The organism is Streptomyces sp. NPDC091280 (assembly GCF_044768565.1).
Classification (GTDB): domain Bacteria; phylum Actinomycetota; class Actinomycetes; order Streptomycetales; family Streptomycetaceae; genus Streptomyces.
Genome location: NZ_JBIVUZ010000017.1, coordinates 124,220 through 139,793 on the forward strand (window position 1 = coordinate 124,220; position 15,574 = coordinate 139,793).

Here is a 15,574-nt window from a genome sequence, read left to right on the forward strand (position 1 = left end):
ATCATGGCCAAGACCAGTACGACGACCCAGGGGCTGCGTGCGGCGATCGAGCGCAGCGGCTACTACCCGGCCCTCGTGGCCGAGGCGGTGGAGGCCGCAGTGGGCGGCGAGCCGATCCGGTCGTTCCTGGTCCACCAGGAGACCACGTTCGACCAGAACGAGGTACGCCGACATGTGACCGTGCTCGTCCTCACCGGCAACCGCTTCATCGTCAGCCACACCGACGAGCAGGCCGCCGACAGCACCTCCCCGACGCCCTACGCCACGACGTCCACCGAGTCCGTGAAGATCGGCCGGATCTCGTCGGTGGTGCTCAGCCGCGTGGTCGCCAACCCGGAGTCGTACAAGCCGGGCACACCGCCCCGCGAGGTCGTGCTGACCATCGGCTGGGGCGCCGTCTCCCGCATCGACCTGGAGCCGGCCGCCTGCGGCGACCCCAACTGCGAGGCCGACCACGGCTACACGGGCAACTCGACGGCGGACGACCTGAGCCTGCGCGTCAGCGAGGCCGGGGACGGCCCCGAGACGGTCCAGCAGACCCTGGCCTTCGCGCAGGCGCTCTCCGAGGCGACCGCGGACGTTCCGCGATAATGGCGCAGCCCGCAACCTGGGACCACCCCGAACCCCTCGCCGTGGCCTCCGCGCCCGTCCCCGAGTACGGCTCCGGCTCGCTGGCCGACCTGCTGCCCACGCTGGCCGCGGGCATGGGCGTCCCCGGGACGACCGCGGCCATCCCGGAACTGACGGCGGCCGACCGCAACTGCGTCTTCCTGGTCGACGGCCTCGGCTGGGAGCAGATCAAGGACCACGCCGACGAGGCGCCGTATCTGCACGCGCTCCTCGGCAGCTCGCGCGGCGGCACGGGACGCCCGCTCACCGCCGGCTACCCGGCGACCACCGCGACCTCGCTGGCCTCCGTCGGCACCGGCCTGCCGCCCGGCGCGCACGGCCTGCCCGGCTACACCGTGCGCAACCCGGCCACCGGCGCGCTGATGAACCAGCTGCGCTGGCAGCCGTGGACCGAGCCGAAGACCTGGCAGCCGTACCCGACGATCTTCCAGCTCGCCCAGGACGCGGGTGTGCACGCGGCCCAGGTGTCGTCCCCCACCTTCCAGAACACCCCGCTGACGAAGGTCGCGCTCAGTGGCGGAACGTTCCTGGGGCGGCTGACCGGTGAGGAGCGCATGGACCTCGCGGCCGAGCAACTGGCCGCCGGGGACCGCTCCCTGGTGTACACGTACTACGCCGAACTCGACGGCGCGGGCCACCGCTACGGCGTCGCCTCCGACACCTGGCGCGGCCAACTCATGTACGTCGACCGGCTCGTCCAGCGCCTCGCCGAGCAACTGCCCCCGCGCAGCGCGCTGTACGTCACCGCCGACCACGGCATGATCGACGTGCCCTTCGACGAGGAGCACCGCATCGACTTCGACGCGGACTGGGAGTTGCGCGCCGGGGTCGCCCTGCTCGGCGGTGAGGGCCGCGCCCGCCATGTCTACGCGGTGCGGGGCGCCGAGAACGACGTGCTGACCTGCTGGCGCGAGGTGCTCGGCGAGCAGTTCTGGGTGGCGTCGCGGGACGAGGCGGTCGCGGCGGGGTGGTTCGGCCCGACGGTCGACCGGCGCGTCCACGACCGGCTCGGCGACGTGATCGTGGCGGCCCGGGACGACGTCCTGGTCATCGCGTCCGAGCGGGAGCCCAAGGAGTCCGCGATGGTCGGCAACCACGGTTCCATGACCCCTGCCGAACAGCTGGTCCCCCTCCTCGAAGTACGCTCCTGAAGCCCACCCTGCGACCCCCTCCGCCGAAAGGTCCTCAACTCCCCATGCCCGAGCTGGTGTTCTTCTCCGGAACGATGGACTGCGGGAAGTCGACCCTGGCGCTCCAGATCGAGCACAACCGCTCGGCACGCGGCCTGGCAGGGATGATCTTCACCAGGGACGACCGCGCGGGCGAGGGAAAGCTCTCCTCACGGCTCGGCCTGGTCACCGACGCGGTGGAGGTCGAGGACGAGCAGGACCTGTACGCGTATCTCGTCGACCACCTCTCCCGGGGAGGTCGCGCGGACTACGTCATCGCCGACGAGGCGCAGTTCCTGGCGCCCGTCCAGATCGACCAACTCGCCCGCGTGGTCGACGACCTGGGCCTCGACGTCTACGCCTTCGGCATCACGACCGACTTCCGCTCCAAGCTCTTCCCCGGCTCCCAGCGCCTGGTCGAACTCGCCGACCGCGTCGAGGTCCTCCAGGTGGAGGCCCTGTGCTGGTGCGGCGCCCGCGCCACGCACAACGCCCGCACGATAGGCGGCGAGATGGTCGTCGAGGGCGCCCAGGTCGTCGTCGGAGACGTCAACCAGTCGGAGGCGATCGGCTACGAGGTCCTGTGCCGCCGCCACCACCGCCGCCGGATGACGTCCGCGACGGCACGCGCGGCGGCGCTGTCACCGGATGTGCTGCCGATGACGTCGGCCTAGCGCCCACTCGATGCCGAGGGCAGCTGCCACTCGCCGACGTCGTCCGAGAAACCGCTGTTCATGGCGAACTGGACGCTGACGATCCGGGACGCCGTCGGCACCTCGAACGTGATGAAGCCGAGGGCTGTCTTTCCGGTGCCGACGGTGACACTGCCCGGGAACGGGGGACCGGCCGTGGAATTGTTCAACGATGCGGAGAATCGCTGACCGTCCTTGTCGATCACCGTCGTCCCGTTGGACGGCGAGTCCTTGTAGACGGCGGTGCCCGTGTTCTTGAGCCGGAACTGCACGGACACGAAACGCTTCCCGGACGACGGATGGTCGTACGGCCCGGCACCTGCCGGATCGACGACCTTCACGACGGTCACGTCGAGCTTCTCACCGGTGTTGGTGCCGGTGAGGCTCAGCGTGTCTCCCACCTTGCTGTCGGACATCGGTGCCAGGGCCAGTGCTGGGACTGCCATCAGACAAGTCAGCAGCGGTGCCGTTTGACGGAACATCGCTCCTCCAGGTGTGCGGAGCGGCTGATGACCACATGATCCGCCCGCAGCACACCGGAGGCGACCGGAAGCGTTACCGCGGCCCCTGGATCACCGAGAACATCGCGCCCTCCGGGTCGGTCACCGTGGCCACGCGGCCGTGCGGGCTGTCGTGGGAGGGGTCCAGGACGTGGCCGCCCAGGTCCGTGACGCGGCGCAGGGCCTCGTCCGTGTCGGCGACCTCGAAGTACGTCATCCAGTGCGGGCCCCGGTCGCGGGGCAGCGCCGTGCCGACGCCGCGGATGCCGACGACCGGGGTGCCGTCCAGGTGCAGGGTGACGTGGTCGAGGTCGGCGGACTCGACCGGTACCTCCTCGTAGCCGAACACCGCCGCGTAGAACTTCGCGACGCTCGCCGCCTCGAAGGTCAGCAGCTCGTTCCAGGCGGGTGTGCCGGGGACGCCCGTGACCGACGTACCGAGCCGGTCCGTGACCTGCCAGATGCCGAACACCGCCCCCGAGGGGTCGGAGCCGATGGCCAGACGGCCGGCCTCGGCCGCGTCCAGGGGGCCCACCCCGACCGTGCCGCCGCACATCCGTACCGTCTCAGCCGTCTGGTCCGCGTCGTCTGAGGCGAGATACGGCGTCCAGGCGATCGGCAGATGCCGGTCCGGCGGCAGCTGGCCGATGCCGGCCACCTCCTGCCCGTCGAGCAGGGCCCGCACGTAGGGGCCGAGCTGATGGGGGCCGGGCCGGAACTCCCAGCCGAACAACTCTCCGTAGAACTCCTGCGTCGTGGCCATGCCGTGGACCATCAGACTCACCCAGCAGGGTGTGCCCTGCGTACGCCGAGTGTGCGTGTCGCCGTTCAGGTCGGCCGACCCCCGTGCCTCGGTCATCGTCACCTTCTCCTCGGCCCCTCGCGGTGGCCGTTTCTTCCGCACTGCGGATCCGCGTGCCGCGACCGCGGCACGCCCCGAGCCGATGCTCGTACCCCTGGTGGCGCGGCGCCCCCGGCCGTGCCGTCGACTGACGGCTCACGCACGGAGAATGCCTGGTCTGTGGCCACTTGCCCGTTTCCGGTTGATTGTCGTGGGGTGTCCATCGGTAGTACACCATGTGCTCGATCCCGTACGCCTGGTGATCGAGACTGTCCGGCGGGCAGAGTAGTCGGACCCGGCCGTGACGGCCACCCCTTGCGCGAGGATGGTGACCATGAACGCCATCATCTCCGCATCCGAACTGGCGAGCGATCTGGCCGGGACGAACCCGCCGGTCCTCCTCGACGTCCGCTGGCAGCTCAGCATCGCCAAAACCGCAGGTGAACCGCCCTTCGACGGACGCGCCGAGTACGCGGCCGGGCACATCCCGGGCGCCGTCTACGTGGACCTCGACCAGGAACTCGCCTCGACCCCCGGCGCCCGCGGCCGGCACCCCCTCCCCGACACCGCGGACTTCGGCGCAGCGATGCGCCGGGCGGGTGTAACGGCCGACCGCGCGGTCGTCGTGTACGACGGTGGCCAGGGCTGGGCCGCCGCCCGCGCGTGGTGGCTGCTGCGCTGGGCGGGTCACCCGGACGTGCGGGTCCTCGACGGCGGCCTTCCCTCCTGGGAGGGTCCTTCGGAGACGGACGCGCCGACGCCGGCCGAAGGCGACTTCGCTCCGGAGCCGGGGGCCGTGCAGCTCCTGGACGCGGACGGTGCCGCCGCGCTGGCCCGCAGCGGGGTCCTGTTCGACGCCCGCGCGGGGGAGCGTTACCGGGGCGAGGTGGAGCCGATCGACCGGGTCGGCGGCCACATCCCGGGCGCCGTGTCCGCGCCGACCAACGAGAACGTCGGCAGCGACGGCCGCTTCCTCCCGGCGGAGGAACTGGCCGCCCGCTTCAAGGCCTTGGGCGCCACGGAGGGCACGGGCGTCGGCGTGTACTGCGGCTCGGGCGTCTCGGGCGCCCACGAGGTGCTGGCCCTGGCGGTGGCGGGCATCCCGGCCGGACTCTACGTCGGCTCCTGGTCGGAGTGGTCCGCGGACCCGGAGCGACCGGTCGCGGTCGGCCCCGACCCGCAGTAAGAGCCGTAGCGCACGGAGAGGGCCCGCGACCGAAACCGGCGCGGGCCCTGCGTCGTAACCGAACCCCCCTGCGGCGGGCTGTGGTTCGGCGAACTATTCCTGTTACTCCTGCTTCTTCCTTCTCGTGCCGAAGACGATCTCGTCCCAGCTCGGGACCGCGGCTCTGCGGCCCGGGCGGACGCCGTCCGCCTCGGCCTGGCGGTCCGTGGAGCCGATGAGGCGGTCGCGGTGGGCGCCGACGGAACGGGGCATGAGGACGTCCGCGTAGGCCGAACCGGCCGAGGCCGCGGGAGCCGGGGGCTCCTCCGCCTCCGGTTCCTCCACGGGCTCCTCCGGGGTCTCCGAGGGGCGCTCGGGGACCACCATGTCGCCGCGGAAGCTCGGTACCGCCTCCAGGAGGCTGGTCAACGAGTCGCGCTCGCTCTCCTCGACCGGCTCGGTCGCCGGCAGCGCGGGACGCTCCGGGCGCTCCAGGGCACGGTCCAGCGGGCGGTCCCGGGGCAGCCGGGCGATCCGCGGGACGAACGGGAAGCTCGGCTCCGGCGTGGCGGCGAGGTCGTCGGACTCGCCGATCAGCGAGCGCGCCTCGTCGTCGACGGCCTGGACGAGCCGCCGGGGCGGGTCGTACGTCCAGCTCGCCGAGTGCGGTTCGCCCGCGACCCGGTAGACCAGCAGGACCTCCCAGGTGCCGTCGTCGCGGCGCCAGGAGTCCCACTGGACGGTGTCCTTCTCGGCCCCGCGCAGCGTCAGCCGTTCCTGGACGGCCTCACCGAGCTGGGGTCCCGCGTTCTCGCCGGGGCGGCGGACAGGGGTCTTCCGGGCGCGCTCGGCCATGAAGGCGCGCTCGGCGAGCACGGGACCCTCGAAGCGGCGCACCCGGTCGACGGGGATGCCGGCGAGCTGCGCGACTTCCTCCGCGGAGGCGCCGGCACGTATACGTGCCTGAATGTCTCGGGGGCGGAGATGGCTCTCCACCTCGATCTCGATCTGGCCGAGGCGGGGACGGTCGCCGCGTACGGCGGCGCGCAGACGCTCATCAATCGGAAGCGTGTACTCCGTGCTGTCCGCAGCCTTCAGCACCAGCCGTGTGCCGTCGTTAGAGACGGCCACGACACGCAGTTCGGGCATGGGGACCTCCCGGGTGGTGCCTGCCGACGTCACGTGCGTCGCTGCTTCCGCTAGTCGAGTGTGGCCTGCCCGGGTGCAGCCTGCCACAACCTTGCCGAGTTGCCCGGCGTGTCGGGCACGGGCCCTGACTCGCCGTTATGGCACGGTTACCTATTCGCAACGCTAAGTGACCAACCACGTCACCCTGTGCAACTGGCCCCCTCTGAGCGGTCCGAAAGGCCACGGACGCCCTGGCTGGAGACCGCACCCAGGGCTCGCAACAGTACTCCATTTGGACCACGTGCGTGGATTGGCACGCCACCCAACTTCTTGCGGGGAGCGGGACTTGGCGCTCGGTGGCGGGCTCGGGGCGATCTTGGAAGTGGCGCACTTCACGCCATGACGGGAATCGGAAGCTTGTCCTCCAGCACCTCTTCGGACGGGCCGGAGCACCGCTCCGGCCCGTGACCGTGTCGGCTACTGACCCAGCACCCGCCGCAGGTAGTCGTTCTGGAACCGCCGGTCGGGGTCGAGCCGGTCCCGCAGCGCGGTGAACTCACCGAAGCGCGGGTAGACCCCGGCGAAGTACTCGGCGTCCCGGGTGTGCACCTTGCCCCAGTGCGGCCGGCCCTCGTGCGCGGTGAGGATGCGCTCGGCGGCGGTGAAGTACTCCTGGTACGGAGTGCCCTTGTACATGTGCACGGCGATGTAGGCGCTGTCCCGGCCGGACGCGGTGGACAGGGCGATGTCGTCGGCGGGGGCGGTGCGCACTTCTACGGGGAAGCTGATCCGGAGGTCCGAGCGGTCGACCATGGCCCGCAGTTCTCGCAGGGTCTCGACCAGGGCCTCGCGCGGTACGGCGTACTCCATCTCCACGAAGCGCACCCGCCGGGGAGAGGTGAAGACCTTGTACGGGATGTCGGTGTAGGTCCGCGCGGACAGTGCCTTGCTGGAGACCTGCGCGATCGTGGGCACCGTTCCGGGCACCGCGCGGCCGACCCACTGGGCCACCTGGAACACGCCGTTGGAGAGGAACTCGTCCTCGAACCAGCCGGCCACCGGGCTGACGGGCTGCTCCGGGCCCGCGCTGCGGTTGTTGCGCTTCGTGTTGGTGCTCCCGGTGTGCGGGAACCAGTAGAACTCGAAGTGCTCGTTCTCGGCCCAGAGTTCGTCGAAGCGCTCGGTGACCTCGTCGAAGGTCATCGGCTCCTCGCGGGCGGTGAGCAGGAAGACCGGCTCCACGGCGAAGGTGATCGCGGTGACGACACCCAGGGCGCCGAGGCCGATCCGGGCCGCCGCGAAGACGTCCGGGTTCTCCTTCTCGGAGCAGGTGAGCACGGAACCGTCCGCCGTCACCAGCTCAAGTCCCCTGATCTGGGCGGCTATGGAGCCCGATTCGCGGCCGGTGCCGTGGGTGCCGGTGCTGGTCGCCCCGGAGACCGTCTGCTCCATGATGTCGCCCATGTTCGTGAGCGACAGGCCCTCGCGCGCGAGAGCCATGTTGAGTCTCTTGAGCGGGGTGCCGGCCTCGACCGTGACGGTCAATGCCTCCCGGTCAATGTTGCGGATGCCGGTCAACAGTTGAGGACGGATCAACACACCGTCCGTGGCGGCTATCGACGTGAAGGAGTGCCCGGTGCCGACGGCCTTCACCGTCAGACCGTCCTCGCCGGCCCTGCGGATGGCCGCGGCGAGCTCCTCGACGGAGGCGGGCGTGACCTCCCGCGCGGGCCGGGACGCCACCGTCCCGCCCCAGTTACGCCACGTGCCGTTCTTCGCGCTCGCTGTGGTGCCCAACAACGGTGCCTCCCCGACCCGGTGCCGGTCTGCTGAGCCGGCGGTACCCGAGGAAACCGACCGTGACCGCGACGGCCCCGGCGACCACCGGAACCCCGTACCCGGCCCGCGCGTCGGCTGCGTCGATCACCCAGCCGGCGGCCGAGGAACCGAGCGCCACCCCGACCGCCAGGCCGGTGCTCACCCAGGTCATGCCCTCGGTGAGCTTCGCGCGAGGTACGTGCTCTTCGATGAGGGACATCGTCGTGATCATCGTGGGTGCGATGGACAGTCCCGCAAGGAACAGCGCCACGGCCAGAAGCGGCAAGTTTCCGACCAGTAGGAGGGGGATCATACTCACGGCCATCGTGCATACGCCCAGCAGCCACCGGCGCTCGGGCGCTCCCCGGAACCGCAGCAGCCCGAACACGACTCCGGCCAGACAGGACCCCGCCGCGTACAGGGCGAGCACCACGCTGGCGCCGGCCTTGTGGCCCCGCTCGTCGGCGAACGCGACGGTGACCACGTCGACCGCCCCGAAGATCGCCCCGGTCGCCACGAAGGTGGCCACCAGCACCTGGAGACCGGCCGCCCGCAGCGCCGAGCCGCCGCCCTCGGCGCCCTTCACGCGCGGGTGCGGTGCGGGCTCGGTGGCGCGCTGCGCGGTCAGCCAGAAGACGCCGACCGCCAGGAAGCCGGCGGCCAGCAGGGGCCCCGCCTCCGGGAACCACACCGTGGACAGCCCGATCGAGATGATCGGCCCGAAGATGAAGCACACCTCGTCCACCACGGACTCGAAGGAGTACGCCGTGTGCAGCTGGGGCGTGCCCCGGTAGAGGGCCGCCCAGCGCGCGCGGACCATCGCGCCCAGACTGGGCACCGAGCCGATACCGGCGGCGCACACGAACAGCACCCAGTCCGGCCAGCCGAAGCGGGCGGCCAGCAGCAGCCCGGCCGCCGCGGTCAGCGCCAAGAGCGTCGCCGGACGCAGCACCCGCCGCTGTCCGTACTGGTCGACCCAGCGCGAGATCTGCGGCCCGATCGCGGCGGCGGCGAGCGCGATGGTGGCCGACAGCGCGCCCGCGAGCCCGTAGCGCCCGTTGATCTGGGAGATCATCGTGACCACGCCGATGCCCATCATCGACAGGGGCATCCGGCCGAGGAACCCCGCGGCGGAGAAGCCCTTGGAGCCTGGGGCGGCGAACAGGGCGCGATACGGGCTGGGCACGGGTGACTCCGGTCGGAAGGGCGCGGGGCGGCTCGGTCATGCTGAGGTGACTGCTGGGTAAGGTGCTAACGCGGCTGATACAGCTTACGAGCGGGACGCCTCCTGCGCACCTCCCCGGAAGCCCCGGATTCGCGGCCCGGCACCCCTCCGTTTCCCGGCTGTCAGTGGCGGGTGGCAGGATCGAACACATGCCAGACGTGCTCGACGCCACCCCCTACGACGCCCTGCTCCTGCTCTCGTTCGGCGGCCCCGAGGGCCCGGACGAGGTGGTTCCGTTCCTGGAGAACGTGACGCGCGGGCGAGGCATCCCCAAGGAACGCCTCAAGGAAGTGGGGCAGCACTACTTCCTGTTCGGCGGGATCAGCCCCATCAACGACCAGAACCGCGCCCTCCTGGACGCCCTCCGCAAGGACTTCGCGGACCACGGCCTGGACCTGCCGGTCTACTGGGGCAACCGCAACTGGGCCCCGTACCTCACGGACACCCTGCGCGAGATGGTCGCCGACGGCCGCCGCCGCATCCTCGTCCTGGCCACCAGTGCCTACGCCTCGTACTCGGGCTGCCGCCAGTACCGGGAGAACCTCGCCGACTCCCTGGCCACCCTCCAGGAGGAGGGCCTCGACCTCCCGAAGGTCGACAAGCTGCGCCACTACTTCAACCACCCGGGCTTCCTGGAGCCGATGATCGACGGGGTGCTCCAGTCCCTCGCCGACCTCCCCGAGGACGTCAGGGACGGCGCCCACCTCGCCTTCTCGACCCACTCCATCCCGACCGCCGCCGCCGACACCTCCGGCCCGGCCGAGGACCACGGGGACGGCGGGGCGTACGTCGCACAGCACCTGGACACGGCCCGGCTGATCGCCGACGCCGTCCGCGAGCGCACCGGAATCGACCACCCCTGGCAGCTCGTCTACCAGTCCCGCTCCGGCGCCCCGCACATCCCCTGGCTGGAGCCCGACATCTGCGACCACCTGGAGGAGCGCCACCAGGCCGGCGTCCCCGCCGTCGTCATGGCACCCATCGGATTCGTCTCCGACCACATGGAGGTCCTCTACGACCTCGACACGGAGGCCACGGCCAAGGCCGGGGAACTGGGCCTGCCCGTACGCCGGTCGGCCACCGTGGGCGCCGACCCGCGCTTCGCCGCCGCGGTCCGTGAGCTGGTCCTGGAGCGCGCCGCCGCCGAGAGCGGGCACCGGGTCACCCCCTGCGCTCTGGGCGCCCTCGGAGCCGGCCACGACCTCTGCCCGGTCGGCTGCTGCCCGGCCCGCGCCCCGCGTCCCGCCGCCGCGGGCGCCGACAGCCCCTACGCGTGAGGAGCACCGTGACCGACCCCCTGCACCAGGAACTGCTGGCACTCGCCCAGGAAGCCGCCCGCAAGGCCGGCGCCCTGCTGCGGGACGGCCGCCCGGCCGACCTCGCGGTCGCGGCCACCAAGTCGAGCCCGATCGACGTCGTCACCGAGATGGACATCGCGGCCGAGAAGCTGATCACCGATCTGATCTCCGAAGCGCGGCCCGACGACGGGTTCCTGGGCGAGGAGGGCGCCTCCGTCACCGGCACGAGTGGTGTCCGCTGGGTCGTCGATCCCCTCGACGGCACGGTCAACTACCTCTACGGACTGCCCACTTGGTCCGTGTCCATCGCCGCCGAGCTGGACGGCGAGACCGTCGCCGGGGTCGTCGCGGTCCCGATGCGCGGCGAGACGTTCCACGCGGTGATCGGCGGCGGGGCGTGGGCCACGGGCGCGTGGGAGGGCGAACGCAGGCTCACGTGCCGGCCCGCGCCGCCCCTGGAGCAGGCGTTGGTGTCGACCGGCTTCAACTACGTCACCGAGGTCAGGGTCCACCAGGCCGACGTGGCGCGGAAGTTGATCCCGCTGCTGCGCGACATCCGGCGGGGCGGCTCGGCGGCCGTAGACCTGTGCGACGTGGCCGCGGGACGCCTGGACGGCTTCTACGAACGGGGCCTGAACCCGTGGGACCTCGGAGCGGGGGACCTGATCGCCCGGGAAGCGGGCGCTGTGAGCGGTGGACGCCCCGGAGAGCGCCCCGGACGGGATCTGGCGGTCGTGGCGAGCCCGGGGGTCTTCGAGCCGCTTCAGAGGCTGCTGGAGGACTTCGGGGCCTGGCACGACTGACACTCACTAAACCGACGGCGAGAGGCCCGGCGCGCGGAGGCCCGAAGGGCTGAGCACGGTGGGCCTCTCGACCCCGGCTCGAAGCGCCCCGAAGGCGACCGAACCAGACAATCAGCAGGACCCCGGCGCTGGATTCGCCGGGGTCCTGCTTTTCTGCTGTTCGCGCTGATCAGACGCTCGTCGCGCTGACCTCCACACCGTGGTCGGCGGCCAGGCGGCGCAGGTCGTCGAGCTCGGCCTGTTCCACCTCGACGAGGAAGTCGTCGCCCTCGTCGCGAGCCCGAGTCAGGTCGGTCTCGGTCGCCCTTATGCGCTGCAGAAGTCCTGCGGTGAATGCGTCCATGCTGCGCCCCCTCGTCCTGGGTCGTGGGTCGGGTGGCACGGGGGTGTGCCGTTCGGAAGGGGCGATCACGTCTGCGGATGCGAGTGCCCAGCGCTGCCCTGGCTGGGCGGCGACGGTGCCGGACACCCACGCCCGCTCTGCGGAAGCGTTGGACGTACCACAAGGTGGCTTGCCACATGCAGAGCGTGATCGCGGGGTGTAAAGCCGTCCTCCCCCCGCTCCCTCCGACGGAAACCTCAACCCATCGAGAAAATCCCGCATTCCCGGGCCTCATACCCGACCTTCATCTTGCGCCCCGCCGCCTTACAGCCGACTTATGGCCGAAAAGGGCAGGATGGAGGTCACACAGCCACGAAGACCCTGCCCGCGTGCGCCGAGGCGCGCTACGCGGGTGGACAGAGGAAGGACAAGCGACGTGCGCGTACTCGTCGTCGAGGACGAGCAGCTGCTCGCCGATGCGGTGGCCACCGGACTGCGCCGGGAGGCCATGGCCGTCGACGTCGTGTACGACGGTGCGGCCGCCCTGGAGCGCATCGGCGTCAACGACTACGACGTGGTCGTCCTCGACCGCGACCTCCCGCTCGTGCACGGCGACGACGTCTGCCGCAAGATCGTCGAGCTCGGCATGCCCACCCGGGTGCTGATGCTCACGGCGTCCGGCGATGTCAGCGACCGCGTCGAGGGCCTGGAGATCGGCGCCGACGACTATCTGCCCAAGCCCTTCGCGTTCAGTGAGCTGACGGCACGCGTGCGTGCCCTCGGCCGTCGTACGAGCGTGCCGCTGCCGCCCGTCCTGGAGCGCGCCGGCATCAAGCTGGACCCGAACCGCCGCGAGGTGTTCCGCGACGGCAAGGAAGTCCAGCTGGCGCCCAAGGAGTTCGCCGTCCTGGAGGTGCTGCTGCGCAGCGAGGGCGCCGTCGTCTCCGCGGAACAGCTCCTGGAGAAGGCCTGGGACGAGAACACGGACCCGTTCACCAACGTCGTGCGGGTGACCGTCATGACGCTGCGCCGCAAGCTCGGTGAGCCGCCGGTCATCGTCACCGTGCCCGGCTCCGGCTACCGGATCTGAGTCCACCGTGGCGACGACTCCCGCGCCTCCCCAGGCGCCCCCGAAGCCCACGTGGGACCCCAGAAGGCCCGAACCACCGTTCCCCTGGCTGCGCCCCACCATCCGTATACGGCTCACGCTGCTCTACGGCGGGATGTTCCTGATCGCCGGGATCCTGCTGCTGTCGATCATCTATCTGCTCGCCGCGCACGCGCTGAACGTGGGCAGTGAGCTGCCCTTCAAGGTCATCTCCGGCTCGGTCGGCAGCAGTACGTGCAACTTCCCGTCCGAGCCGTCGGCGGCCACGCTCAACAACGCGATGGACCAGTGCGTCAACGAACAGCGCCAGCACGCCCTGGACGACCTGCTCAGCCGCTCCCTGCTGGCCCTGCTGGGTCTCGCGATCATCGCCTTCGCCTTCGGGTACGCGATGGCGGGCCGCGTGCTGTCCCCGCTCGGCCGGATCACCCGCACCGCCCGCGCGGTGGCCGGCTCCGACCTGTCCCGCCGGATCGAGCTGGACGGCCCGGACGACGAGCTGAAGGAACTCGCGGACACGTTCGACGAGATGCTGGAGCGCTTGCAGCGGGCCTTCACCGCCCAGCAGCGCTTCGTCGGGAACGCGTCGCACGAGCTGAGGACGCCGCTCGCGATCAACCGCACGCTCCTGGAGGTGCATCTGTCGGACCCGGGCGCCCCGGTGGAGCTCCAGCAGCTCGGCAAGACGCTGCTGGCCACCAACGAGCGCAGTGAGCAGCTCGTGGAGGGACTGCTGCTGCTCGCCCGCAGCGACAACCAGATCGTCGAGCGCAAGCCCGTGGACCTCGCCGAGGTCGCCGAGCAGGCCGTCGACCAGGTGCACGCCGAGGCGGCGGCCAAGGGCGTGGTGATCCGCGGCGAGCAGAAACCCGCGGTCGTCCAGGGCAACGGTGTGCTGCTCGAACGGATCGCCCTCAACCTGGTCCAGAACGCGGTGCGCTACAACGTGCCCGAGGACGGCTGGGTCGAGGTCACCACCGAGGTTCAGCACGGTCACGCGGTGCTGATCGTCTCGAACACGGGTCCCGTGGTCCCGGCGTACGAGATCGACAACCTCTTCGAGCCCTTCAGACGGCTGCGTACGGAGCGAACGGGCAGCGACAAGGGTGTGGGCCTCGGTCTGTCGATCGCGCGCTCCGTGGCGCGCGCTCACGGCGGCCACATCGCGGCCCAGCCACGTGAGGGGGGTGGGCTCGTGATGCGAGTCACCCTGCCCATCTGAGATCATGTCGCCGACACACGAGGATGTTCGCTTTGCGCGGAATTTTCTGGCCGCGACTTCGGCACTCTTGTGTGTGATCGATCACAAGCGCGAATTTCGGGGCATCTACTCTCCGTGATCATGCACCCTGTCGGAAAGCCGGGAAAATGCGGGTTTTCAGGGGTCTTGATCACGGGAAGTACACGGTGAGGTGCCTTTGAAGAGCGGCATGAGGACCGTGTACGGTCCCCTTCGCCATCCAAGCCGATCACTCTTGAGGGGTCCGGTTGGGTGTCGATTGAGTAACAGACCTTGATGTGAGGCAAAATCTCCGCCTCAGGTCGGGCACAAGTCCGGCCTCTCACGCGTTACGTGCGCTGGAGACACCGCAGACACCCAGAGGGGGAGAGCGCGACATGGCAACGGATTACGACACCCCACGCAAGACCGACGACGACGTCGACTCGGACAGCCTTGAAGAGCTCAAGGCGCGTAGGAACGACAAGTCGACTTCCGCAGTGGACGTCGACGAATTCGAGGCGGCCGAGGGCCTCGAACTGCCCGGAGCGGACCTCTCGAACGAGGAGCTGGCCGTCCGGGTGCTGCCCAAGCAGCAGGACGAGTTCACCTGCATGAGCTGCTTCCTGGTGCACCACCGCAGCCAGCTGGCCCGCGAGAAGAACGGCCAGCCGATCTGCCGCGACTGCGACTGAGGCGGGGTCGGCCGTGACTGGCTCGACCCCACCCTGGAAGCGCCGCTCCCTCACCTCGGGAGCGGACGAAGGGCCGGCTGACGGCCCTCATGGCGCGCGTGACGACGAGCGGGGCTCATCCGAACAGGGATCAGCCTCGCTCGAACCGGCGGCCGACCGGGCTGACCTCCCGGTGCCCGCCGATGCTCCCGCAGCCGCCCCCGTTGCCAGGCGACGGGCGGCGGTCATCCGGGACAAGGCCAAGGAAGGCGTCCGTAAGGGCGGCAGCCGGGCCAGGGCGGGCCTGGCGTACCTCGCCGACCGAATCATCGACATCGCCCCGCGGATCCCCGTACGGGACCTTGAGGCGCTTCGGCGGCAGTTCCCGGGCCTGGACCCCGAACAGCTCGCCGACAAGCTGGTGGCGGGCGCGGCCAACGGGACCTCGACGGTCGGTGCCGGAATCGGTGCCGCCGCGATGCTGCCGGTACCGCCCGCGATGCCCACCGAACTGGCCGCCGAGATCACCGGCGTCGCCGCGATCGAGCTGAAGCTGATCGCCGAGCTGTACGAGGTCTACGGCGTCCGTCCGCCCGGCGACCTCCGCCAGCGCAGCACCGCGTATCTGAACTCCTGGTCCGGGGAGCGCGGTATCGACGTGACGAAGCCGTCGACCATGAGCGCCGCGCTGAACGGCCACATGAAGCGCGAACTGCGCCAGCAGATCATGAAACGCATGGTCCGCGACCTGCCGAACCTGATGCCCTTCATGGTCGGCGCCGCCGTCGGAGCGGTGATGAACCGCCGGGACACCAAGAAGCTCGCCGAGCGCATCCGCAAGGACCTGCGCAAGGCCCAGGTGCCCTGGGACGCGCTGCCCGAACTGCCGCCCCTGGAGGCTCCGCCGGACCCGCTGAGGATGGGCGAGATCCCCAGGGAACTCGGGCGCTGAGGGCGCGCCCAGGACGCGCCCCGGACGTGT

16 protein-coding genes are annotated in these 15,574 nt (G+C 70.7%); 10 read left to right on the forward strand and 6 right to left on the reverse strand.

The genetic code is table 11. The features are described from left to right. Positions 1–3 precede the first annotated feature (3 nt). The 3 genes from ACIQPR_RS41085 to ACIQPR_RS41095 are packed head-to-tail and all read left to right on the forward strand — an operon-like array spanning position 4 to position 2,473. On the forward strand, positions 4–591 hold the full coding sequence (locus ACIQPR_RS41085) for a DUF5998 family protein (protein WP_403659943.1): 588 nt from the start codon (positions 4–6) through the stop codon (positions 589–591). Then, the gene (locus ACIQPR_RS41090) at positions 591–1,781 is read left to right on the forward strand and encodes an alkaline phosphatase family protein (protein WP_403659946.1); all 1,191 of its coding nucleotides are present in this window, start codon (positions 591–593) and stop codon (positions 1,779–1,781) included. The genes ACIQPR_RS41085 and ACIQPR_RS41090 overlap by 1 nt, the downstream gene beginning before the upstream one ends. Positions 1,782–1,825: 44 nt before the next feature. After that, positions 1,826–2,473 carry a thymidine kinase gene (locus ACIQPR_RS41095; protein ID WP_403659949.1) on the forward strand — a complete coding sequence of 216 codons (648 nt, stop codon included), beginning with the start codon at positions 1,826–1,828 and terminating at the stop codon, positions 2,471–2,473. On the opposite strand, the gene ACIQPR_RS41100 is transcribed toward ACIQPR_RS41095, so the two are convergent. Both ACIQPR_RS41100 and ACIQPR_RS41105 read right to left on the reverse strand, forming a co-directional pair. After that, positions 2,470–2,937 (reverse strand): DUF4352 domain-containing protein, encoded by a 468-nt coding sequence (locus tag ACIQPR_RS41100; RefSeq protein ID WP_403659952.1) that lies wholly within the window; start codon positions 2,935–2,937, stop codon positions 2,470–2,472. The two genes, ACIQPR_RS41095 and ACIQPR_RS41100, sit on opposite strands and share 4 nt — an antisense overlap. 109 nt (positions 2,938–3,046) lie before the next feature. Continuing rightward, positions 3,047–3,850 carry a VOC family protein gene (locus tag ACIQPR_RS41105; protein ID WP_403659955.1) on the reverse strand — a complete coding sequence of 268 codons (804 nt, stop codon included), beginning with the start codon at positions 3,848–3,850 and terminating at the stop codon, positions 3,047–3,049. 316 nt (positions 3,851–4,166) lie between these two features. Between ACIQPR_RS41105 and ACIQPR_RS41110 the strand changes: the two genes are divergently transcribed. Continuing rightward, on the forward strand, positions 4,167–5,018 hold the full coding sequence (locus ACIQPR_RS41110) for a sulfurtransferase (protein ID WP_403659958.1): 852 nt from the start codon (positions 4,167–4,169) through the stop codon (positions 5,016–5,018). A gap of 102 nt (positions 5,019–5,120) precedes the next feature. On the opposite strand, the gene sepH is transcribed toward ACIQPR_RS41110, so the two are convergent. From sepH to ACIQPR_RS41125, 3 genes are all read right to left on the reverse strand, one after another. Further along, positions 5,121–6,146, reverse strand: a complete 1,026-nt coding sequence (gene sepH, locus ACIQPR_RS41115; RefSeq protein ID WP_403659961.1) for a septation protein SepH — start codon at positions 6,144–6,146, stop codon at positions 5,121–5,123. Between the two features lie 456 nt (positions 6,147–6,602). Continuing rightward, positions 6,603–7,922, reverse strand: a complete 1,320-nt coding sequence (locus ACIQPR_RS41120; protein WP_403659964.1) for a D-arabinono-1,4-lactone oxidase — start codon at positions 7,920–7,922, stop codon at positions 6,603–6,605. Continuing rightward, on the reverse strand, positions 7,882–9,129 hold the full coding sequence (locus ACIQPR_RS41125) for an MFS transporter (RefSeq protein WP_403659967.1): 1,248 nt from the start codon (positions 9,127–9,129) through the stop codon (positions 7,882–7,884). The genes ACIQPR_RS41120 and ACIQPR_RS41125 overlap by 41 nt, the downstream gene beginning before the upstream one ends. A 188-nt stretch (positions 9,130–9,317) precedes the next feature. Between ACIQPR_RS41125 and ACIQPR_RS41130 the strand changes: the two genes are divergently transcribed. Both ACIQPR_RS41130 and ACIQPR_RS41135 read left to right on the forward strand, forming a co-directional pair. Beyond that, the gene (locus tag ACIQPR_RS41130) at positions 9,318–10,445 is read left to right on the forward strand and encodes a ferrochelatase (RefSeq protein WP_403659970.1); all 1,128 of its coding nucleotides are present in this window, start codon (positions 9,318–9,320) and stop codon (positions 10,443–10,445) included. An 8-nt stretch (positions 10,446–10,453) separates the two neighbouring features. Beyond that, the gene (locus ACIQPR_RS41135) at positions 10,454–11,269 is read left to right on the forward strand and encodes an inositol monophosphatase family protein (protein WP_403659973.1); all 816 of its coding nucleotides are present in this window, start codon (positions 10,454–10,456) and stop codon (positions 11,267–11,269) included. 169 nt (positions 11,270–11,438) lie between these two features. Here the strand turns inward: ACIQPR_RS41135 and ACIQPR_RS41140 are convergent, their stop codons facing one another. Further along, a complete protein-coding gene (locus tag ACIQPR_RS41140; RefSeq protein WP_019072956.1) occupies positions 11,439–11,612 on the reverse strand; it encodes a hypothetical protein in 174 nt (57 codons plus the stop codon). Between the two features lie 415 nt (positions 11,613–12,027). Here ACIQPR_RS41140 and ACIQPR_RS41145 point away from each other — a divergent pair, with 415 nt between their 5' ends. From ACIQPR_RS41145 to ACIQPR_RS41160, 4 genes are all read left to right on the forward strand, one after another. Beyond that, positions 12,028–12,681 (forward strand): response regulator transcription factor, encoded by a 654-nt coding sequence (locus tag ACIQPR_RS41145; protein WP_010983842.1) that lies wholly within the window; start codon positions 12,028–12,030, stop codon positions 12,679–12,681. Between the two features lie 7 nt (positions 12,682–12,688). Further along, on the forward strand, positions 12,689–13,921 hold the full coding sequence (locus ACIQPR_RS41150; protein WP_403659976.1) for a sensor histidine kinase: 1,233 nt from the start codon (positions 12,689–12,691) through the stop codon (positions 13,919–13,921). Positions 13,922–14,316: 395 nt separating this feature from the next. Beyond that, complete coding sequence (locus ACIQPR_RS41155) at positions 14,317–14,613, forward strand: DUF4193 domain-containing protein (protein ID WP_005481602.1); 297 nt, start codon at positions 14,317–14,319, stop codon at positions 14,611–14,613. Positions 14,614–14,626: 13 nt separating this feature from the next. Next, positions 14,627–15,544 (forward strand): hypothetical protein, encoded by a 918-nt coding sequence (locus ACIQPR_RS41160; RefSeq protein WP_403659979.1) that lies wholly within the window; start codon positions 14,627–14,629, stop codon positions 15,542–15,544. The last annotated feature ends 30 nt before the right edge of the window (positions 15,545–15,574 follow it).

What these genes read in the sequence shown, in the direction of transcription:
- ACIQPR_RS41155 (WP_005481602.1), top strand. Translation starts at nt 14,317, where the DNA reads ATGGCAACGGATTACGACACCCCACGCAAGACCGACGACGACGTCGAC.
- ACIQPR_RS41085 (WP_403659943.1), top strand. Translation starts at nt 4, where the DNA reads ATGGCCAAGACCAGTACGACGACCCAGGGGCTGCGTGCGGCGATCGAG.
- ACIQPR_RS41140 (WP_019072956.1), bottom strand. Translation starts at nt 11,612, where the DNA reads ATGGACGCATTCACCGCAGGACTTCTGCAGCGCATAAGGGCGACCGAG.
- ACIQPR_RS41130 (WP_403659970.1), top strand. Translation starts at nt 9,318, where the DNA reads ATGCCAGACGTGCTCGACGCCACCCCCTACGACGCCCTGCTCCTGCTC.
- sepH (WP_403659961.1), bottom strand. Translation starts at nt 6,146, where the DNA reads ATGCCCGAACTGCGTGTCGTGGCCGTCTCTAACGACGGCACACGGCTG.
- ACIQPR_RS41110 (WP_403659958.1), top strand. Translation starts at nt 4,167, where the DNA reads ATGAACGCCATCATCTCCGCATCCGAACTGGCGAGCGATCTGGCCGGG.
- ACIQPR_RS41090 (WP_403659946.1), top strand. Translation starts at nt 591, where the DNA reads ATGGCGCAGCCCGCAACCTGGGACCACCCCGAACCCCTCGCCGTGGCC.
- ACIQPR_RS41095 (WP_403659949.1), top strand. Translation starts at nt 1,826, where the DNA reads ATGCCCGAGCTGGTGTTCTTCTCCGGAACGATGGACTGCGGGAAGTCG.
- ACIQPR_RS41100 (WP_403659952.1), bottom strand. Translation starts at nt 2,937, where the DNA reads ATGGCAGTCCCAGCACTGGCCCTGGCACCGATGTCCGACAGCAAGGTG.
- ACIQPR_RS41105 (WP_403659955.1), bottom strand. Translation starts at nt 3,850, where the DNA reads ATGACCGAGGCACGGGGGTCGGCCGACCTGAACGGCGACACGCACACT.